At 58.6% G+C, this 18,851-nt stretch carries 18 protein-coding genes and 1 other RNA gene; 4 read left to right on the forward strand and 15 right to left on the reverse strand.

Features of this window, described 5'->3' with window-relative positions:
- Positions 1-159 precede the first annotated feature (159 nt).
- Positions 160-1,584 carry a MocR-like pyridoxine biosynthesis transcription factor PdxR gene (pdxR, locus tag AXF13_RS06120; RefSeq protein WP_062252053.1) on the forward strand — a complete coding sequence of 475 codons (1,425 nt, stop codon included), beginning with the start codon at positions 160-162 and terminating at the stop codon, positions 1,582-1,584.
- A gap of 23 nt (positions 1,585-1,607) precedes the next feature.
- Here the strand turns inward: pdxR and AXF13_RS06125 are convergent, their stop codons facing one another.
- Positions 1,608-2,048: an acyl-CoA thioesterase gene (locus tag AXF13_RS06125; RefSeq protein WP_062252054.1), complete on the reverse strand. Its 441-nt coding sequence runs from the start codon at positions 2,046-2,048 to the stop codon at positions 1,608-1,610.
- Positions 2,049-2,346: 298 nt separating this feature from the next.
- On the opposite strand from AXF13_RS06125, the gene AXF13_RS06130 reads away from it, so the two are divergent.
- The gene (locus AXF13_RS06130; protein ID WP_062252055.1) at positions 2,347-2,526 is read left to right on the forward strand and encodes a hypothetical protein; all 180 of its coding nucleotides are present in this window, start codon (positions 2,347-2,349) and stop codon (positions 2,524-2,526) included.
- 227 nt (positions 2,527-2,753) lie between these two features.
- On the opposite strand, the gene AXF13_RS17375 is transcribed toward AXF13_RS06130, so the two are convergent.
- Positions 2,754-2,888, reverse strand: coding sequence for a hypothetical protein (locus tag AXF13_RS17375; protein WP_257721768.1), 135 nt, complete (start codon positions 2,886-2,888; stop codon positions 2,754-2,756).
- A gap of 398 nt (positions 2,889-3,286) precedes the next feature.
- Here AXF13_RS17375 and AXF13_RS06135 point away from each other — a divergent pair, with 398 nt between their 5' ends.
- Positions 3,287-3,634, forward strand: coding sequence for a hypothetical protein (locus tag AXF13_RS06135; protein ID WP_009301617.1), 348 nt, complete (start codon positions 3,287-3,289; stop codon positions 3,632-3,634).
- A 144-nt stretch (positions 3,635-3,778) separates the two neighbouring features.
- On the opposite strand, the gene ssrA is transcribed toward AXF13_RS06135, so the two are convergent.
- The 7 genes from ssrA to rdgC all read right to left on the reverse strand — a co-directional run bounded on the left by ssrA (position 3,779) and on the right by rdgC (position 10,003).
- Positions 3,779-4,157: a transfer-messenger RNA gene (gene ssrA, locus AXF13_RS06140) on the reverse strand.
- 49 nt (positions 4,158-4,206) lie between these two features.
- Positions 4,207-4,746 carry a hypothetical protein gene (locus tag AXF13_RS06145; RefSeq protein WP_020990507.1) on the reverse strand — a complete coding sequence of 180 codons (540 nt, stop codon included), beginning with the start codon at positions 4,744-4,746 and terminating at the stop codon, positions 4,207-4,209.
- Positions 4,747-5,113: 367 nt separating this feature from the next.
- Positions 5,114-6,709, reverse strand: a complete 1,596-nt coding sequence (locus AXF13_RS06150; RefSeq protein ID WP_062252056.1) for a DNA repair protein RecN — start codon at positions 6,707-6,709, stop codon at positions 5,114-5,116.
- Between the two features lie 109 nt (positions 6,710-6,818).
- On the reverse strand, positions 6,819-7,655 hold the full coding sequence (locus AXF13_RS06155) for an ABC transporter permease (RefSeq protein ID WP_062252057.1): 837 nt from the start codon (positions 7,653-7,655) through the stop codon (positions 6,819-6,821).
- On the reverse strand, positions 7,655-8,692 hold the full coding sequence (locus AXF13_RS06160) for an ABC transporter permease (protein WP_062252058.1): 1,038 nt from the start codon (positions 8,690-8,692) through the stop codon (positions 7,655-7,657). Before AXF13_RS06160 ends, AXF13_RS06155 begins: the two co-directional genes overlap by 1 nt.
- A gap of 15 nt (positions 8,693-8,707) precedes the next feature.
- Positions 8,708-9,235: a hypothetical protein gene (locus AXF13_RS06165; protein WP_062252059.1), complete on the reverse strand. Its 528-nt coding sequence runs from the start codon at positions 9,233-9,235 to the stop codon at positions 8,708-8,710.
- A gap of 144 nt (positions 9,236-9,379) precedes the next feature.
- Positions 9,380-10,003 carry a recombination-associated protein RdgC gene (rdgC, locus tag AXF13_RS06170; RefSeq protein ID WP_062252060.1) on the reverse strand — a complete coding sequence of 208 codons (624 nt, stop codon included), beginning with the start codon at positions 10,001-10,003 and terminating at the stop codon, positions 9,380-9,382.
- A gap of 295 nt (positions 10,004-10,298) precedes the next feature.
- Between rdgC and AXF13_RS06175 the strand changes: the two genes are divergently transcribed.
- Entirely contained in the window at positions 10,299-11,177 is an 879-nt protein-coding gene (locus AXF13_RS06175) for a pseudouridine synthase (RefSeq protein ID WP_083521976.1), read from the forward strand.
- 115 nt (positions 11,178-11,292) lie between these two features.
- On the opposite strand, the gene AXF13_RS06180 is transcribed toward AXF13_RS06175, so the two are convergent.
- The 6 genes from AXF13_RS06180 to AXF13_RS06205 all read right to left on the reverse strand — a co-directional run bounded on the left by AXF13_RS06180 (position 11,293) and on the right by AXF13_RS06205 (position 18,584).
- Positions 11,293-11,643, reverse strand: coding sequence for a hypothetical protein (locus AXF13_RS06180; protein ID WP_062252061.1), 351 nt, complete (start codon positions 11,641-11,643; stop codon positions 11,293-11,295).
- A gap of 3 nt (positions 11,644-11,646) precedes the next feature.
- Positions 11,647-13,296 (reverse strand): phosphoglucomutase, encoded by a 1,650-nt coding sequence (locus AXF13_RS06185; RefSeq protein WP_062252062.1) that lies wholly within the window; start codon positions 13,294-13,296, stop codon positions 11,647-11,649.
- 221 nt (positions 13,297-13,517) lie between these two features.
- The gene (gene tnpA / locus AXF13_RS06190) at positions 13,518-13,976 is read right to left on the reverse strand and encodes an IS200/IS605 family transposase (RefSeq protein WP_062252063.1); all 459 of its coding nucleotides are present in this window, start codon (positions 13,974-13,976) and stop codon (positions 13,518-13,520) included.
- 189 nt (positions 13,977-14,165) lie between these two features.
- On the reverse strand, positions 14,166-15,596 hold the full coding sequence (locus tag AXF13_RS06195; RefSeq protein WP_062252064.1) for a DegQ family serine endoprotease: 1,431 nt from the start codon (positions 15,594-15,596) through the stop codon (positions 14,166-14,168).
- Between the two features lie 14 nt (positions 15,597-15,610).
- Positions 15,611-17,077: a 30S ribosomal protein S1 gene (locus tag AXF13_RS06200; RefSeq protein ID WP_062252065.1), complete on the reverse strand. Its 1,467-nt coding sequence runs from the start codon at positions 17,075-17,077 to the stop codon at positions 15,611-15,613.
- Between the two features lie 325 nt (positions 17,078-17,402).
- On the reverse strand, positions 17,403-18,584 hold the full coding sequence (locus AXF13_RS06205) for an MFS transporter (RefSeq protein WP_062252066.1): 1,182 nt from the start codon (positions 18,582-18,584) through the stop codon (positions 17,403-17,405).
- Between the last annotated feature and the right edge of the window lie 267 nt (positions 18,585-18,851).

Raw genomic sequence — 18,851 nt, forward strand, 5'->3', positions numbered from 1 at the left:
GTCCAGCCCGGATGTGATGCTAAAAAATCCGAGGGAAGGCTCCGGCATCCTTGCCAGAGCCGCCTTGCCTCTTTCCGGCGGCCACTGTAGTGTGGACAAAGTGGATAAAAAAGATCCACTTTCAAAGAACTTTGACCATACCACTTGAGGTGGTTGATTATGTGGCTGGAGCTGCGAACAGGCATTGGCGTACCGTTGAGCAGGCAGGTTTACGAGCAGGTAAAGGCCCTGATTCTGCGCGGCGATCTGAAAGCGGAAGAAAAACTGCCCTCCAGCCGCGCCCTGGGCAAAGATCTGGGAATAGCGCGGCACACCGTGCTTGAGGCATACGAGCAGTTGCTTGCCGAGGGCTATCTGGAAACGCGCCACGGCTCCGGAACCCGCGTTGCCCACGGCATAGCCGCCGTCATGCTGAAGCCGGGAACCGCCGTCCCCCTCCCGGCGCAAAGACGGCCGCAAGCCCACGTTATTGAAACAGGCTGCGTCAATTTCCGTTCAGGCATTCCGGCCCTGGAGAACTTTCCTCAAAAGGAGTGGGGCAGACTGTACCGGGGTATTTGTGAGAGTCTGCCCGGCCGCGCCTTTCGCTACAGCAGTCCCGGCGGCGTATGGGAGTTGCGTGAAGCCATTGCGGCCTATCTTTTCAGGGTGCGCGGCATCCGCGTGCCGCCGGAGCGGGTGATGATCACTTCCGGCTCCACGCAGGGTTTACGGATTGTGGCCGGGCTCCTGCGCGGGGATGGCGACACGGTGCTGGTGGAAGATCCCGTCCACACGGGACTGCTGGAGGTCGTCGCCAGGGCCGGATACGCCGTGGAGGGGCTGCGGGCTGATGAGCGCGGCATGGATACTTCCGCCCTGGAGACATTCAATCGGGAAAAAGCGGCACGCATCGCCTTTGCCTATGTGACGCCATCACACCAATATCCCTTGGGCGGTGTGCTGCCAGTGCAACGCCGCCAAGCCCTGATCAGTTTTGCCCAAGCGTTTGGATGCCGCATTGTGGAGGACGATTACGACAGCGAATTCCGCTATGAAGGCGCTCCCCTCAGTTCTTTGTATGAACTCGCTCCTGAGACAGTGGTCTATCTGGGCTCATTCAGCAAAATACTCGCACCTGCCATGCGCCTGGGCTTCGCCATCGTGCCGGAAACTCTGCAAGAGCCTTGGAGGCGGGAAAAGCTATACACTGACGTGCACACAGACGCCCTGTCGCAACATGCGCTGGCCGCTTTCATCAGCGGGGGCGGTCTGGAACGGCATATCTGGAAAATGCGAAAGCTGTATCAGCGCAAACGGGCGCGCCTGCTGCAAAGCCTGGTGCGGCACTTCGGCGATCGCTTCGAGCTCAGAGGACAGGCTGCGGGCCTGCATCTGGTGGCGGCTTTTCCGGGTGTTGTTTTTACAAAGGAACTTCTGGCCCGGCTTCACCAGCGCGGCGTCTCGGTCGTGCCGGTTGAGGCATATTCCCTCTGCCGGGACGGCGCGCACGGGCACGAACTTATCCTGGGCTATGCGCACTTGAGCGAGGAAGAGCTGGACAGGGGCGTGGAGTTGCTCAAGGAGGGGCTTGCCGCCTGTTAGAGACGCGACCGCGTTTGCAATCCCTATTTCCGCAACAGCCTCAAAACCTCGCTGTTGTCTTCAACTGTTTCAAACGCTGCGCGCAGCTCGTCGGGCAGTCGGATCGGCCTGCCGCTTTTAAGGTCGATATAGACCCAGTTGGTTTCCGCCTCGGCAAGCAGCGTCTTGTCCGCGCCGCGCCAGAACAGATAGCGGCGCAGGCTCTGCCGTGGCGCGAATGCAGAAACCCAGGTGGCCGCCGTGATGACTTCGCCCAGAAACGCCGGGCGCTTGTAGGAAATGGTGTGCTGCCTGACCACCCAGCTCTGGCCCACGGCCTCGTAGCGCTCCATGCTCCAGCCCACGGAAGTGGAGTGCTGTATTGCCAAATCCTGCATCCACTGCACATAGCACAGATTGCTCACACGCTTCTGAATGTCAATATCCTGAGCTTCGACTATAATTTCTTGTGTAAATATGCGCATTACTTTCTCCCTGGTCCATAGGGGACGAAAACGAACGGTCGTTCTCGTATCCTTTCAGTATTTCATAAGATCCTCACTACTTCAACGGTCCTGTCACCTGCTTTCATCAGGGCATTTTTACAGGATCATTCCGCACCGCCTGATCCGGCAGAATCGCCGTTATAAATAGAAGATTCCCGGTTGGATAGAGCAAAAAAGAAATACCGGGGAATACTATTTTTCTATAGCAATCTGTCTATGTTTTGCTATATTGAAACCATCAGACCCATCTGATGATATTATTCAAAGGAGGGTGTTTATGTTGATGGAAGCGGAATGCGAAACCTTGGTAGCTGACTTCGACCGTGAAACTCGTCTTGCCCTGGCCCATTCAGCCTGCCTGATGCTGGCGCTGGACCGGGAGCTGTCCCCCAAAGATGCGGTAGCCGATGCATGCCAGGTTTTTTCCACCGTATTCCCAAAGAATGAGAAGGAATAATCAGAAGGCCGGAGCGCTGGAGGATCGTCCTTATCTGCGCAAGCCCCCGGTTCCACCGGAACCGGGGGCTCTTCATTATTCGTTGGAATTTCTTCACGCGGTTCCGGAGGACGCATGTTCGGATGATCCGGCTTCTGGTCCGACCGCTTATCCGGTTGCGGTTTCATATCAAGATGAGACTTTTTGTCCGGGCCGGCTTTGCATGGGCGGGCTTGTTCGGGGCCGGTTCACGTCGGGGCGGTTGCGACTTGTGCTTCGCCTCTTTCGGGAACAAGGGGCTCAGTCGGTGCGGAAAGCGCCATTCCGAACGCGCCCACAAAGCCCAAAAAGGCCATTACAAAAATCGCTATGAATTTTTTCATGCTGGAACTCCTTTGAGCTAGGTAAAACTCTGTGACCTTATGGGAATAATGAAAAAATTTATAACGCATTGTTTTTTTATATGAAAATTTGCAGAGCACCAACTTACGGTGCCTTTTTTATTTTAACGGCGTGCAGCTTGACTTTTTCCAATCTTCCCGCATAGACTTTTCTTACTACTTCTAGGCAGCGGGTGTACGGCTGGTTTTTATCGTGCACACTGCCCGGCGTTTTATGCTGGGTTTTCTTTTGTGCGACTTGTCGCCATCAGCATACTATTGCCGGGTCGATAGCTCCTAATACAATACCTGCAAGGGGAATAAGAGCAGCGTTCCTAGAACGTAGTTGAGTCCCGGCATTTCTCATTTCTAATGCCGAAAACTAAATCTAGGAGTTTTTCATGTCTGAACCCATCTCCCTTTCTTCCCCATCCGGCCCAGGCAATCCCAGAGACGGCGACCAGTACCGGGAATATTACATCCCGATAAGAAGCGTTGAAGAAGAACAGGAACTATTGGAAGAATACGAAACGGATAGATTCGCCCACGCTTTGCGGGAAATCTACAATGAATTTTATTTGATGATAGAGCTAATGCGGGGCTATGCGGAAAACAATAACGATGAAGATTATACTTATTTTCTGCTTGCGCAAAACCTCCAAAAACCCTTGGACAGGCTGAGTCTTGCTTGTTCCACGATTGTGGATTGGGAATTAGTTTGTAGGAGGACTATCGGGGTAACCTCTTAGGCGGCTCCTAAATTTGTTAGAGAAAGGCCCCCCGACATAGCCGGGGGGCCTTTTCGCGCGCTTGTGCGCTCAACTGGCTAACGCCATAAACAAAAAGGCTCACGGGTTTCATTGAAACACCGTGAGCCTTGCTGAAACAGGGGGTGGTGGAGGCGGGGGGAATCGAACCCCCGTCCGCGAATACTCCACGCGAAGCATCTACAGGCTTAGGCCAGGATTAAATCTCGCCGCGCTGGTGGCCCCTGACCAAGCGCAACGCGGCAAGCCCGCCGGTGACATTCTCACGGAAAACCCCGGCGAGCGCCGGTTTCCGCCAGCCTGATAAATGTCGCCGCTCGGGATTATCAGGCGTGGTCCCGAGCAGCGCGACCGGCTATGCGGTCAGTTGCCTCGCTGACTAGGCAGCGTAAGCGTAGTCGTAATCGTTGTTGGCAATTACTGTGTTGCCGCTTTTTTACGAGGCCAGCGGCGCCTCGGCCTGCCGCTCCGGCTTCTACATCCACGTCGAAACCAGTGCGCCCCCATATTCGGGTAGGTAAATAGAATAAGCCGCTTGCGCTCGCTTGGCAAGCTCAGCGGACATAAAAATGCGAAAGCGGGCCCTTGAGACACATATGATAGCGGCTGAACAAGGGGTTGTCGGCCTCCTGTTCCGGTTCCCGCAAGGCGGTGTGGGCCTGACAGGCCACTTCCACGCCATGCGAGAGCAGGGCCAGCCGGGCCAGTTCCTGAAAGCGGCGTTGCAAGGCGGGTTTGCGGGAAATGAGTTCACAGACTTTTTCCGCATCGTTGTCGCTGCCTTCAACCACCAAGCGGCCCTCCGGCGAGAGGTAAAGATGCAGGCGTTCTTCCAGCTCCAGCTTCCCGGCGTCCAGTTGCCCGTGCAACAGGGCCATGAACGATTCCTGCAGGCTGTCCAAATGCGCCTCCAGGGCTTGCGAAAGTTCACGGCCATCCCGGCTCAGGCTTTGCAGGGCGTGGGATGCTCTGCCCCCCAGCGACAGCGGCGCAACATCGCCGGAATCGGACTCCACAGCCGCCGCAACCGAGGCGGAAACGCCGGACTGCATATGGACCATGCTGGTGAGGTGGTTCTGACTGTCGGTATTCACGAACTCCTCCAGTGGAGTGATTTCTCCGGCATACAATGCTCTTGGATGTCCCCGGCTGTTTGCACGAACATCCACGGCTATTTTTTCCCTTGCGTGTGCTTACCCCGCACTTAAGCAAAATAGGTGCCAGCACGGCTTGAGCTTTCCATCGCCCTTAAAAGTCTAGAGAAATTTAAGAGAGGCGGCCCAGCCTATGGGAAAAGCAGGGCTATGCCGTATGCGTTCCCGGTTCCGACGGCGCGTTTTTGACGACTTTTCCACGGGAGATTTCAGTCCGAGAGCGACGGAAGACCGGCAGTGCGGCAAAATTTGCCAGTGGCTGTGTGTGGGGAAGGGAGCGAAAAAGAAAAGCAGTGGAACAGCGGAATCAGGCTTCCAAACTGCGCGCCAGGGCTTCACCCTGAGGGCCGCCGCCCGCCATCCGGGCCAATTCCTCATGCCGGGCCGGGCCGTCAAGCGGCGAGCAAAGCGTAAAGGTGGCATCCTCGCGGACCACTTTACTGATCTGAAAATGTTTGCGCGCCCGCGCGGCCAGTTGGGGCCAGTGGGTGATCAGCAACATCTGGCGCTGTTCGGCCAGGGCATTGAGCTTTTCCGCCAGCTTGTTCAAGGTCAGGCCGCCCACACCGGCGTCCACCTCATCAAAGATATATGTGGCGCTTTCCGCGTCCCGGCGCACGCTGGTGAGGGCCAGCAAAAAGCGTGACAGCTCGCCGCCCGAAGCGATGCGGTCCAAGGGCTGTGGAGGCTGGCCCGGATTGGGGGCCCAGAGAATGCGTACCCGTTCATCCGCGACGCCCGGCCAGAGTTCCTGCGGCACAAAATCGGGAATCACCCGCACCTGTTCGGAAAAGCCCAGATCGCGTAACTGGTCTTCCAGGCTATGGGCAAAAGAGCTTGCGGCTTCCCGGCGTACAGGCCGGATACGTTCCACCACGGCCGCCAGTTTTTCCGCCAGCGCGGCTTCTTCTTTGGCAAGGCGCGAGAGGTCCAGCGCACAGACGTCCAGAAAAGAGAGGTTCTCTTCGATTTCTCCGCGCAGGGCGAGGATTTCCGGCAGGCTGCGCCGCAGCTTGCGCTTAAGCTGGGCCAAAGCAAAGAGGCGTTCCTCCACCTTGTCCATGTCCATTTCCTCATCGGGCAGGGGAGGGCGGCGCAAATGATTGCCAAGGTGCACCAGTTGCTGACGCAGAGCGGCAACAGCCTCGGCCTCCGGGGCCAGAACCGCGTCGTCCCGGCTCATGGTATGGATGAGGCGTTCAAAGCGCCCAAGCATATCAAGCAGGCCCGGTCCGTCCTCGCCGTGCAGCAGCGTCAGGGCGTTCTCATAATTCTCCCGCAGATGCTCCTGCGAGCGGAGCTGGGCGCGCAATTCTTCCAGATGCTCTTCCTCGCCTTCTTCAGGCGATACTTTATCTATCTCCTGCTGCTGCATTTCCAGCAGGTCGCGCCTGTCGGCCAAGCTGGCCTGCTTTGCCGACAGGGCCTTACGCCGGGATGAAACTTCCTGTAGTTGGCCGAGCAGGGCGTCGCGCTCTTCCAGCAGCTCGGGCCGGGGAAAGGCGCTCTCCATCAGTTTGGCCTGAAAAGCGGGCTGCAAAAGTTGCTGCTGGCCGTGCTGGCTGGTGTGCGTCACCAGACGCGCGCGCAGATCACGCAGGCTTTCCTGTGAACTCAGGGCGTCGTTGATGTATAAGCGGCTGCGGCCGCTCTCGGCCAGCAGTTCGCGCCGCAACACCAGATCCTGATCGTCAAGGGTGAACAGCGCCTCCACCTGGGCCCGTTGCGCGCCGGGGCGCACCATTTCGGCGCTCAGCCTGTCGCCCAGCAGAAAGCCCAGAGCCTTGAGGATAAAACTTTTACCCGCGCCGGTTTCGCCGGTAAGCACATTCATGCCCGGCGAAAAGTCCAGCTCCATATCTTCGATCAGGGCCAGATTACGGATGCGCAGATATTCCAGCATGGTTGTTTACAACTTCAAGCGATAGATTAAATATGTGCCGCTTTTCAGGCCGCACAGGCCTATGCCGCCGCATTCATACTAACAAAACAGGTTGCCCAAGGCAAAAGGACTATTGCTTGAGACGCGGGTCCAGCAGATCGCGCAGGCTTTCACCCAGAAGATTATAACCGAGTACAGTGATCAGAATAGCCAGGCCCGGATAAACCGAGAGCCAGGGCGCGTTTTCGATGACGGTTTTGCCTTCCATGAGCATATTGCCCCAGCTGGCCGTGGGTGGCTGTACGCCCAGTCCCAGAAAACTCAGGCTCGACTCCACCAGAATGGCTCCGGCCACGCCGAGAGTGGCGGTGATCAGCACCGGCGCGAGGGCATTGGGCAGAATATGGCGGAATAAAATCCGCCGGGTGGGGCTGCCCGCCAAGCGTGCGGCGGCCACAAATTCGCGTTCGCGCAGGCTGAGGGCCTCGGCGCGCACCAGACGGGTTACGCCCATCCAGGAGGTCAGGCCTATGACAACCATGATATTGGTAAGGTCGGGCTCCAGAAAGGCAATGACCGCCAGGATCAGGAAAAAGGAGGGGAAGCAGAGCATGATGTCCACCATGCGCATAATGGCTTCATCCACCCAGCGCCGGAAGTAGCCGCTGATCAGGCCCAGCACCGTACCGATGCTGATGGAGATGCCCACGGCCACGAAGCCCACCCAGAGAGACACGCGCCCCCCGTAGAGCAGGCGGGAAAAGACATCCCGCCCCAGACGGTCGGTGCCCAGCCAGAAACGGGAGGAGGGCGGTTCCAGAATGTTGTCCAGATGCTGGGCCGTGGACGGATAGGGCGCGATCAGCGGGGCGCAGAGGGCCGCCAGAGACATGAACAGCACAATGCCCAGGCCCAGGGTAAGCATGAGGTTGCGCCCGAGCAAGCGCTTTACGGCGGCGGGCAGCATCAGTTCTGCTCCCCGGAGGCGCGGATTCGCGGGTCGGCCAAGCCGTAACAGACGTCGGCCAGAAGATTGCCCGCCAGGGTGAGCACCGCGCCCAGCACCAGATTGCCCATGATCATAGTGTAGTCGCGGGCCATGACCGCCGAGTAAAAGAGCTGCCCCAGGCCGGGCAGGGCGAAAATGGATTCAATGATCACGCTGCCGCCGATGAGTCCCGGCACGGAAAGGCCCAGCAGGGTGATGACCGGCAGCAGGGCGTTGCGCAGGGCGTGTCGCCGGATGATCAGGCTCGGCGGCAAACCTTTGGCTTTGGCCGTGAGGATGTAATCCTGGCGCAGCACTTCCAGCATGCAGGCGCGCATATAGCGCGACATGCCGGCCAGACCGCCGATGGTGTAGACCAGAATGGGCAGCGCCAGATGCCGGGCCAGATCACAGAGTTTCCCCCAAGGGCTCAGGCTGGCGTAATCCATAGACGTCAGGCCGGAAATAGGCAGCCACTGAAGATCGATGCCGAAGAACATCATCAACAGCAGGGCCAGCCAGAAGGAGGGCATGGCGAAACCCAGAAAGACCAGCACGGTCACGCTGCGGTCCAGCAAGGAGTTACGCTTGCAGGCCGAGAGTATGCCCACGGGAATGGCGATGATCAGGGTCAGCACCAGGGAAATCACATTCATGGACACGGTCAGGGGCAAGCGTTCCAGAATTTTGTCCAGCACGGGCCGCGCGTCCGCGGACATGGAATTGCCGAAATCAAAATGCAGCAGGCGCAGCAGCCAGTCCCCGTACTGAATATAGAGGGGGCGATCCAGGCCGTAGAGCGCTTCCAGCCGCTGGCGTGCCGCTTCGCCCGCCAGGGGGTTCAGGGTGGTTTCCATGTCCGTCGGTGAGCCGGGGGCCAGATGGATGACCCAGAAGGAGATCAGGGTGATGCCCCAGAGCACCAGTAACATCCAGAGGGTTTTTCTGGCGGCTCTCAGGGCAATGGCCGCGATGCGGCCCCGACGGCCGCGGACAGGGGAAGGGGACTGACTCATAGAGGGAAGGGCGGCTTACTCCGTCCGCGTCAGCCACTGGCGCATATCCGCCACTTCCTTTTGCCACTCCGGCGAAAGGCGCAGCTTGAGAAAGCGGGCGTACAGAGAGTCCAGCAGGCCGACGCAGACCTCCATCAGATAAAATTTTTCCAGCAGCAGGGCGTCGGGATCGTCATCGCTGTCGCCCTTGTCCAGTTTGGGCGTCTTGAGGCTGCCCAAGCCGAAGTCCTCGGCCTTGAGCGTGAGCTGAAAAGCCAGTTCTTCTTTTTCCAGGCGGATCAGGGCCCGGCTGACCTTCTTGCCCGTGCCCAGGCCGAAGCGCGCCTCGCGCAGGGGTGAAAGCGAGCCGGAAACCGAGGCGGTTTCCTTGGCGTCGCCTTCACCGCCCTGAACCACGATGCGCTGTTCCATGGAAACGGCAAAAGGCGAGCCTTCGCTGTCCGTGAAAGCGCCGGGCGCGGTATCGCTCTGGTACCAGAGCCAGGTCAGAAATTCCTGCCCCAGAATACTGTCGGTGGATTCGCCGGAAATGGGCATATTCATTTTATAGAGTTCTCCCTGCTAGTGTCCAATTTGAAAAATTAGACACGGTAAAGCCGCCGTGAGTCCACGAAAAACCAGGGTTTTTCGCGGACGATCCTGCTAAAATTGAGAGCATAATCATGCTCGAAATTTTGCAATCAGACACTAGGTGAGCAGCGCGAATTGGGTTGCTTCAAGCTGGTCCAGACGGATGAGGCTTTCCTCGTCCAGCATGGCGGCCGCCAGATTATACGGCGTCAGTTGCTCCAGATGCAACTCAAAGGTTTTCAGAAATTCCTCCATGAAGAGGTCGATCATCTTATTCTGTGTGGAGGCGAACCAGACTTCATTTTTGTCCGTGGCCCAAAGCACGTTGAATTCGCCCGGCACCGGCAGGAAACGCTGACGCAGGCGCAGCATGACCTGCTCCTTGAGTTCCTTTTTGCGTTCACGGGAGATAAAGGTCTTGTTCTGTTCGCGCATACGCTCTTTTTCCTGGCGCAGGGCCAGGGCCAGATGCTTTTTCACCACGCCCGCCGGAATGCGCCGCATGTCCAGGCGCAGGGAAAAGACGATATAAGCTCCTTTCTGAGGCGGTGCGGCGGCCCATTCCGAATCCAGCATATCCTCAAAGCTGACCCAGCCCTGAGCCTGCATTTCAGGGATATCGTCAATGTCGCGAAAGGCGGATTGCTTGAGCTTATCTGGAATCTGCTGCCAGAGCTCGGAGGACACGGGGTCCAGAATACGGAACCGGGTAAAACTGCAGGTGCTGTTGGCAAAGCCCATGAAAACTCCTTGGGATTGGAACACAAGACCGGTTTGTGTTGTACGTCAGAGCCGCCTTGTCGGCAAGCCCCGGCCCCGACCATCCCGGCAGTTCATCCCGAAGATGTGGGTGCGGGCGATCTACGTCTTCAGAGGTGGAGACGAGCCCTTCCCTAGGTCGACGTAAATTGAGATAAATGTCCCATAATGATAATTATGTAAACTTTTGATTCCCAAGCGGCGAATCAGGGAATCGCGCTTGACGCGGTCCCCCTCTTCCAGCACGATGCCCTCACAAGCCAGCCAGGAGCCATTCATGTTCGGAAAATCAAGGCCTCACACCGTCTCCACACGACGCCCGTCACAGGCGCCGCGCACGCATGCCGCCGACCGGGCTGATGTTCGCCGCGCCGCAAGCGCGCCGCCGGAAAGTGCAACCAGGGACTATGTGACAAACGGCGTGCGCCTGAACAAGGCCATTGCCGCCGCCGGTCTGTGCTCACGGCGCAAGGCCGACGAGCTTATTCTTGCGGGTCAGGTACGGATCAACGGCACTCTGGAGGAAAATCCGGCCCGGCGTGTACTGCCCGGTGATCGCATCGCGGTCAATGACCGGGAGCTCGCCGCCGCTCAAGAATATTATTATCTGTTGCTGCACAAACCCGTGCAGACGGTCTGCACGGTGAATGATCCCGAGGGGCGGCCCACGGTCATGGCATATCTGCCGCCCGAGGTGCGTCATCTGCGGCTCTATCCCGTGGGACGCCTGGATTATTTTTCAGAAGGCCTGCTGCTGCTGACCAATGACGGCGAACTGGCCCAACGGCTTACTCATCCCCGGCATCACCAGCCCAAGACCTATGAGGTGCTGATTCGCGGGTCTGTGCCGGAAACGGCTCTGGCGGTCATGCGCCGGGGCATGCGCCTGGACGAAGGCCAAGCCTTGCTGCCGGTGGATGTGGAAGCGAAAACGGCTGAGAACGGCAATACCCTGTTGCGCATGGTATTACGCCAAGGCGTCAATCGCCAGATACGGCGCATGTGCCGGGATCTGGGCCTGACTATTCTGCGTCTGCGCCGCGTGGCTCAGGGGCCATTGGCTTTGGGCAGCCTTAAGCCGGGCGCTGCCAGGGCATTGGCCCCCGGAGAAGTGGCCGGTCTCAGGCAAAGCGTCGGCTTGCCGTCCCAAGTGTAACCGCCCTGCTCCAGGACAATTTAACACTTGAAATGCTCGTTTACGGCGAGCAAACCCGCCTACGCGCTTCGTGGCAAGGATTTGCAGACATCGCGCATGCAATGCGTCAACTGCCCTATTGCTGGGCGTATTGCGCAATGCCGATGACCCAAAGCGCCGAGAGGACCAGATGGATCTGGAAAAGGCGTGGCCTCTTGGCGTTGAGGCTCAGTCCCATCCCCACGAGATACCAGAGAACCTCTCCGGCCATGCAGCTCACATAGACCGCACGCGAATGATACCACGGCAGACCGCTGACAGCCTCACTGCCGAACAGCCACTGGTATTGCGGATCGTGGAATGCATTCCGGATTTCATTTAGGTCCATGATGCAGAAAAAAGCGCAGACAGCGGCCCACAAAACGCGCGGAAACATGCCGACACGAAAGTTGCTGTGGCAGGCCTGCCCGTCCCCGCTTTTCACCATGCCCTACCCTTCTTTTTTCAGCTGGCGTTCCAAAAAGTCGATGGCGTCCTTTTGCAGAGCGCAGAGCTGGGCTTCGCCTTTGAAACTTTCAGTATAAACCTTGCAGATGGCTTCCGTACCTGAAGGGCGCACGGCAAACCAGCCGTCTTCGCTGCTGACTTTGACCCCGCCGATGGGCGCGTCATTGCCGGGCGCACGGGTCAGCACACTGGTCACCGGCGAGCCTCCCAAGGTTTTCAGATGCACGCTCTCCGGCGTCAAAGCCTTGAGCAGCGCGCGGGTGCGGTCGTCGGCGGGCGCGTCCAGACGCTGATAGACCGGTGCGCCGAGCTTTTCGGTCAGCTTTTGGTAGATTTCACTGGGAGATGCCTGTTCCTTGGCCATGATCTCAGCGGCCAGAAGGCACATCAAGGGGCCGTCCTTGTCCGTGCTCCAGGGGGAGCCGTCAAAACAGAGGAAGGAAGCCCCGGCGCTCTCCTCGCAGCCCAGGCCGCACCGCCCGTTGAGCAGATAGGGCACAAACCACTTGAAGCCCACGGGCACTTCCACCACGGGCCGCCCCAGCTCCTTCCCCACTCTGTCCAGCATGGCGCTGGTCACCAGGGTTTTGCCGATGCCGCAATCCTTTGGCCAGCCCGTACGGGTACGGAAAAGATGCCAAGCCGCCACAGTCAAATAGTGATTGGGGTTCATCAGTTCCTGGCGGGTCACAATGCCGTGGCGGTCGGAATCCGGATCGCAGGCAAAGGCCAGATCAAAGTCGTCGCGTATCTCCAGCAGGCGACTCATGGCATAGGGCGAGGAACAATCCATGCGGATTAAGCCGTCTTTGTCGCAGGGCACAAAACGGAAGGTGGGGTCCACCTCCTTGTTGACCACGGTCAGGTCCAGGCCATAGGTCTCGGCAATGGGTTCCCAAAGCGGCAGGCTGGCCCCGCCCAAAGGGTCCACGCCCAGCTTGAGGCCGGAAGCGGCAATGGCCTTCATGTCCAACACCTTGGGCAGATCTTCCACATAGGCGCGGGTAAAGTCGTACTCCTCCACCAGGGAGGATCTCTGCGCCGCGCGCAAATGCACGAGCTGGACGTTGCGGTTGCCGCTGTCCAGATAGGCGTTGGCGCTTTTTTCAATCCAGGCCGTGACTTCGGTTTCGGCCGGCCCGCCGTGCGGAGGATTGTATTTGAAGCCGCCGTCGCGCGGCGGGTTATGAGATGGGGTGATAATAATGCCGTCGGCCAGACCGCTGCTCCGTCCGGCGTTCCAGCGCAAGATGGCGTGCGAGACGGCTGGGGTTGCGGTAAACTCGCCGTTTCTGGCGATGCGCACACTCACGCCGTTGGCCACCAGCACTTCCAGGGCCGAGCGGAAGGCAGCCTCGGACAGGGCATGCGTATCCCCGCCCAGAAAAAGCGGGCCGTCAACGCCCTTGGCTTTGCGGTAGTCGCAGACGGCCTGAGTGATGGCGTAAATATGCTCTTCGTTGAAGGTATGCAGCACCGATGAGCCGCGATGCCCGGAAGTGCCGAACGACACGCGCTGAGCCGGGATCTTGGGATTGGGAAATTCGGTGTAATAGGCGCTCATCAGCGCGGGGATGCGTTCCAGCTTTTCAGGAGCGGGCAAATGCCCCGCGTCGCAATGGACAACAGCCATAAAGAACCTCCGGCATAGATACGTTATCTCTACGCCGGAACGAAGCGCGCTGCAATCCTTGGGCGAGCGCTCAAACGGACCTTTGCCTTTCCCCGCATTTTTTTACGCATGGATAAAAGGAACCCCCCGGCATAGCCGGGGGTTCTTCATATGCGCCTGTAAGGCTTTCTTACCAGCTGCGCCCTAGCAGGCGCTCTTGCGATCTGACATTTGCATTTCTGTTACTTGCGGCCCGTAAACGGGCTCCTTGGGTAGGGTAGGCTCAACTGATCGCCAAGTTTATCCGACTCCAGCTGATGCTTGATGTAATCCTGAATCTTGGCCTTATTCTTGCCCACTGTATCGACGTAATACCCACGGCACCAAAATTCTCGATTGCGGTATTTGAACTTCAAATCCCCAAATTGTTCATAGATCATGAGACTACTCTTACCCTTTAGATAGCCCATAAAACTCGACACACTCATTTTGGGGGGAATCTCAAGCAGCATGTGGATGTGGTCTGGGCAACATTCTGCCTCCACTATTTTTACATCCTTCCATTCGCACAACTTGCGCAGAATTTCGCCAATGGCGCGCTTCTTTTCACCATAGAACACCTGGCGGCGATATTTAGGCGCAAAAACAATGTAATATTTGCAGTTCCACCTTGTGTGGGCTAAACTTTTGGCGTCACCCATCGTGACCTCCTTTTGATTTGTTGACTCGCAGTTGCCAGACCGCGAGACTTTTTAACAAATCAAAAGGAGTTTTACTGACATGGGCAAAGCTGTAAGCTTTTTAGAACCCCCCGCCTAGCGGGGGGTTTTCTCCATACAAAAAAGGGCTGTCTCACTGGGAGACAGCCCTGGTTGTCATTGGAAGGGCGCTTACTTGCCGAGGGGGATGGTGCGGAAGTACACATCTCCGCGCCGTTCAATCTGCAGCATAATGGCCCCGCGCTTCACGCCCACTTCTTTGACGATCTTGGAAAGGGCTTCCCCGCTGTTCACGGGCTTCAGGTTGGCCTTGAGGATCACGTCGCCGGGACGCAGATCCGCTTCAGCGGCGGGCTTGTCGGGATCGACGTCCACAATCAGCAGGCCTTCATCCTTGCTGAACTTCATCTCGCGGCGTTCCTCCTCCTTGAGGGGGCGCACCGAGAGGCCCAGAAGGCCTTCGTCCTGCTGCTTCTGGCCCATGCCGGGACGACCGTCGTTCTGGCCGCTCTTGCGTTCGCCCAGCGTCACCTTGAGGTCGAAGTTCTTGCCGTCGCGCCACACGGTCAGCACAGCGGTGCTGCCCGGGGCCTTGTCGGCAATGGCGCGCAGCAGCGCCGCGGCGTCTTCGACATCCTTCTTGTCCACGGCGATGATCACGTCGCCGTCCTGCACGCCGCCCTTGGCGGCGGGCTCATTTTCCATGACGCTGCCCACCAGGGCACCCGAGGGCTCTTTCATGCCCAGAGCCTTGGCGGTGTTTTCATCCATGTCCTGGATGCTCACGCCGATCCAGCCGCGGCTGATCTTTTTGCCGCTCTTGATCTGATTGATAATCTTGGCGGCCATATTGCTGGGAATGGCAAAGCCGATACCCTGGCCGCTGGCGATGATGGCCGTGTTGATGCCCACCACCTGACCGGCCATATTCAGCAGCGGACCACCGCTGTTGCCGGGGTTGATGGAGGCGTCGGTCTGGAGGAAGTTGTCAAACGGCCCGGAACGGATATTGCGGCCCTTGGCCGAAAGGATACCCGCGGTCACAGTGTGGTCCAGGCCGAAGGGATTGCCGATGGCCAGCAGCCATTCACCCACCTTGAGCGCGTCGGAATCGCCGAAGGTCAGGAACGGCAGGGGCTTTTTGGCGTCCACTTTCAGCAGGGCCAGGTCGGTTTCCTCATCGGAACCGATCAGCGTGGCCTTGAGGGTTTCGCTTTTGCCGTTGTCTTCATCCAGAGTGACGTGGATCACATCGGCGTCGGCCACCACGTGGTTGTTGGTCACAATGTAGCCGTCAGCGGACACGAGAAAACCGGAACCCAGCGATTTCTGCTTCTGCTGGGGCCGCTTGCCGCCGCGCCCTTTGCCGCCGAACTGGTCAAAAAACTTTTCAAAGCCGGGGGGCATATTGCGGAACATTTCACCGAAGAAATCTTCAGGGCCGCCCCCGGAGGCCTTGCGTTCCGTGCCTATATTGACCACAGCCGGGCCGCTTTTCGCCGCCAGCTCGCTGAAGTCGGGCAGATCCGCCGCCTGCGAAAGCTGTGCCGAGGCCAGGAAGGCCACGGTAAGCAGTGCGGCGAGGTATTTTTTTACAATCATGGAACCACTCCTCGTTACTTTTTTTGCATGGCCTTTTGCAAAGCCTGTGCCATAATGCCCATTCCGTTGCCGGAAGAGGGCGACCCGGCGGAGGCATGCTGCTTCCAGGCTTTGTCCTCGGCGGACGCGACGGCTTCGGAGCCTTCCGGGGCCAAGCTGATGCGGCGAGCGGCACTGTCCAGATTTTGAACAATCAGGGTCACGTTGTCGTCCTTATCCAGCTTGCTGAACTGAGCGGCGTTTTTGGCGTTCTTGATCACGCCTGCGGGCAGCAGACCGGTGATGCCGGGGGCCAGGGTCACAAACAGGCCATACTGGGTGCGACTTTCCACCGTGCCGGTCACCGTGGAGCCCACGGCAAAGCGCTGGGCCGCGTCCTGCCAGGGGTCGCCCTCGGCGTCGCGCAGGCTCAAGGCAATGCGCCGCGTCTCGGTGTTGACGTCCTTGATCTTGACGGAGACGGTCTCGCCCGCGCTGAGCACTTCCTCGGGCTTGTTAACCCGCTTGGCCCAGGACATTTCGGAAACATGAATCAGGCCTTCCACGCCTGGCAGCAGCTCGACGAAAGCGCCAAAGGGAGCCAGGCGCACCACCTTGCCCTGCACCACGGCGCCCGCGCTCAAGCGTTCCGGGGCATCCAGCCAGGGATCGCCCTCGGCCTGCTTGCGCGAAAGAGAAATTCGGATCTGGCCCTTGTCGTTTTTGCTGATGCCGAGCACCTTGACCCGGACAAGGTCGCCGGGGGACACCGCTTCGTCCGCCGCGCCCACGCGGGACCAGGACAGCTCGGAAAGATGGATCATGCCTTCCACCGCCGGAGCCAGCTCCATGAACGCGCCGAAGGGAGCCAAGCGGGTGATCCGCCCTTCCACGGTGTCGCCTTCCTTGAGGGTTTCCAGCAGTTTGTCCAGATTTTCCTGGCGCTCGCGTTCCAGCAGCGCACGCCGCGAAACCACGACGTTCCGGCCCCGGTTTTCAACCCGGATGATCAGGAACTGCATGCCGCGCCCCACCAGGGAGTCGGCGTCGCCCGAGGAAGCGTCCATCTGGCTGCCGGGACAGAAAGCCGTCTTGCCCAGCACTTCCACCGTGTAACCGCCCTTACAAACGGCGGTCACCCTGCCGTCCACCGGCAGGGCGGCGTCGCGGGCCTCTTCCAGCGCGGCCACCCCGCTGCCGCTCATGGAGCGGGACAGGCGGATTTCCTGCGGGGAGACAGCAATGACCCAGGCTTCCACGCTGTCGCCAGGTCCCGCGCTTTCCTTGCCCTCGGCATCCAGAATGTCCTTGCGCTCCATGATGCCGTCCACCTTGATGCCCATATCCACAAAGACGCTGTCGCCGGTGATGGCAATGACGGTGCCGCTGACCTTCTGGCCCGGCTGCAAACGGCCGGAAGAAGCGCTGTGCGCCGCCAGCATGGCGGCGAAATCTTCAGTGGCTTCTTCCTGCGCGGGGCTTTCTATTTTTTCCTCAGTCATATTTCCTGCTCCTCCAAACTGGGCATTTTGTTAAGTTGGTAATCATAGCCTATCCTTTTACGGATGACAATGAAGACCCAGGCCGCGCGGCGTGCGGATTGCGGCCCGCCATATGGTTTCCGGGGCATAAGGGGACGGAATTTTTTCTAGAAACTGAATGAAAATTTTACACATGCATAATTTTTGACCAGCAGTCGGGCGGAAGAGATCGCAGCAGGCTATCCGGATTTTTCAGCGACACAAGCACACATCCCGTTTTGCGGCAAATTTTTCTTTATGGAAAACTTGAAATATTTTTTTACAACCTCACCATGAGCGACGCTGCTCAACGGGCGGAATCGAACCTGCGCATCAATAGAACCGGCACGGCGGCCACCGCCGCCACCACCGCCATGATCGCATAGATGGCATTCATGCTCCAGGCGGAGGCCAGGAAGCCGAAAAGAAGCGGGGTCAGCATGTTGGTTATGCCGCGCAGAAAGGAATTGATGGAGAACACGTCGCCGTAGGAGGCGGCATCCCGTACGGGTTCGGTGATGATGGCCTGGATGACCGGAACGGTGCCCTTGGTCACAATGCCGAGCAGCAAGGCGATGCTAACGATGAGGACAAGCTGGTCCGCCATGATCAGGGCACAGAGCAGGACCGTCAGCAGCAGTTCGGCGGCCACGAAAACCTTTCGCGGTCCGAAACTGTCCACAAAGCGGCCGCAGGCCATCTTGCCGAGAAAAGAGCCCACCGAAAACCCCAGGGCGAAGGAACCGATGATTTTAGGGTCCACCCCCTTGCCGATCAGCAGCAAGGGCAGAAACGTGAATATTCGATCGTTGCTGAACGCGTTCAGAATGCTGGCAAGCATGGCCAGGAATATTTCCCTGTCCTTGAAGATACCGAACGCGGGAAAGCTTCTGCCTCCGTAGGCTTCCTCCCTTGTTTCGGGGCGTTCGCCCCGGCAGGAAAAAAAGAGCCAGAGCGCGGCAGCGAGCGCCGCCGCCCCGTATGTGATGCAGACGACCCTCCAGCCCGGAAAGCCCCCGAATGAATATGCGGCGGCAAAGGCCGCCAGGGAAACCAGGGGGATTCTGCCCACATCGCCGATGGCGGTGAAATCGCTCATGACTCTGCCCAGGCGGCGTCTTTCGGTGTGCAGCGTAAGATAGGAAAAGGCAATATTATGAAAGACGTTGTAGCCCGCCACGGCCAGGATAAAGCACAGGCCGGCGACCACGATGTTGCCGGAGAAGGTGGCCGCGCAAAATCCGGCCCCGCACACGGCTGTCACCAGGGTGATGGTCTGCATGAAGCCCAGTTTCCGGGACAGAAGCAACGTGCCCAGACCGGCTGCCGTACCCGCGGCGGTGCCCACGGAGACGATCAGACCCACCGCTTTTTCGCCTTCGCCAAAGGAAATGACCATAAAAGCGAGCAGAATGGGAACCGCGTCAAAAAGCCCGTCAATCAGGATATGGTAGGCATTGAGCAAAATATAGCGGGCGCGGGAAAGCATGGCATCTTCCTGTGCGGGAATTGTGCGGACGCTGTCCACAAGCGGTTCAGGCAAGCCGCGCCGATAAGGCTGACGCGCGGGCGGATATGGCGTCCGTTCTCGCGGCCGCCCAGCGGATATTTTTTATGTTAATCCACCCAAACAACACCACTTTTATCCAGCTGTCAAAGGCTTTCTGAACGCGAGGGAAGTTCGGCGCGGAAACGCCAGGGGCCTTGTGTTTTATAGCGGCGCAAGACCCTTGGGGCGAGGGTTTTCCATGGAAGT

This window comes from Desulfovibrio fairfieldensis (assembly GCF_001553605.1).
Classification (GTDB): Bacteria; Desulfobacterota; Desulfovibrionia; order Desulfovibrionales; family Desulfovibrionaceae; genus Desulfovibrio; species Desulfovibrio fairfieldensis.

Excerpts from the sequence above, each read along its gene's own strand:
- pdxR (WP_062252053.1), top strand. The coding sequence starts at position 160 with ATGTGGCTGGAGCTGCGAACAGGCATTGGCGTACCGTTGAGCAGGCAG.
- AXF13_RS06125 (WP_062252054.1), bottom strand. The coding sequence starts at position 2,048 with ATGCGCATATTTACACAAGAAATTATAGTCGAAGCTCAGGATATTGAC.
- AXF13_RS06130 (WP_062252055.1), top strand. The coding sequence starts at position 2,347 with ATGTTGATGGAAGCGGAATGCGAAACCTTGGTAGCTGACTTCGACCGT.
- AXF13_RS17375 (WP_257721768.1), bottom strand. The coding sequence starts at position 2,888 with ATGAAAAAATTCATAGCGATTTTTGTAATGGCCTTTTTGGGCTTTGTG.
- AXF13_RS06135 (WP_009301617.1), top strand. The coding sequence starts at position 3,287 with ATGTCTGAACCCATCTCCCTTTCTTCCCCATCCGGCCCAGGCAATCCC.
- AXF13_RS06150 (WP_062252056.1), bottom strand. The coding sequence starts at position 6,709 with ATGCTGGAATATCTGCGCATCCGTAATCTGGCCCTGATCGAAGATATG.
- AXF13_RS06155 (WP_062252057.1), bottom strand. The coding sequence starts at position 7,655 with ATGCTGCCCGCCGCCGTAAAGCGCTTGCTCGGGCGCAACCTCATGCTT.
- AXF13_RS06160 (WP_062252058.1), bottom strand. The coding sequence starts at position 8,692 with ATGAGTCAGTCCCCTTCCCCTGTCCGCGGCCGTCGGGGCCGCATCGCG.
- AXF13_RS06165 (WP_062252059.1), bottom strand. The coding sequence starts at position 9,235 with ATGAATATGCCCATTTCCGGCGAATCCACCGACAGTATTCTGGGGCAG.
- rdgC (WP_062252060.1), bottom strand. The coding sequence starts at position 10,003 with ATGGGCTTTGCCAACAGCACCTGCAGTTTTACCCGGTTCCGTATTCTG.
- AXF13_RS06175 (WP_083521976.1), top strand. The coding sequence starts at position 10,299 with ATGTTCGGAAAATCAAGGCCTCACACCGTCTCCACACGACGCCCGTCA.
- AXF13_RS06180 (WP_062252061.1), bottom strand. The coding sequence starts at position 11,643 with ATGGTGAAAAGCGGGGACGGGCAGGCCTGCCACAGCAACTTTCGTGTC.
- AXF13_RS06185 (WP_062252062.1), bottom strand. The coding sequence starts at position 13,296 with ATGGCTGTTGTCCATTGCGACGCGGGGCATTTGCCCGCTCCTGAAAAG.
- tnpA (WP_062252063.1), bottom strand. The coding sequence starts at position 13,976 with ATGGGTGACGCCAAAAGTTTAGCCCACACAAGGTGGAACTGCAAATAT.
- AXF13_RS06195 (WP_062252064.1), bottom strand. The coding sequence starts at position 15,596 with ATGATTGTAAAAAAATACCTCGCCGCACTGCTTACCGTGGCCTTCCTG.
- AXF13_RS06200 (WP_062252065.1), bottom strand. The coding sequence starts at position 17,077 with ATGACTGAGGAAAAAATAGAAAGCCCCGCGCAGGAAGAAGCCACTGAA.
- AXF13_RS06205 (WP_062252066.1), bottom strand. The coding sequence starts at position 18,584 with ATGCTTTCCCGCGCCCGCTATATTTTGCTCAATGCCTACCATATCCTG.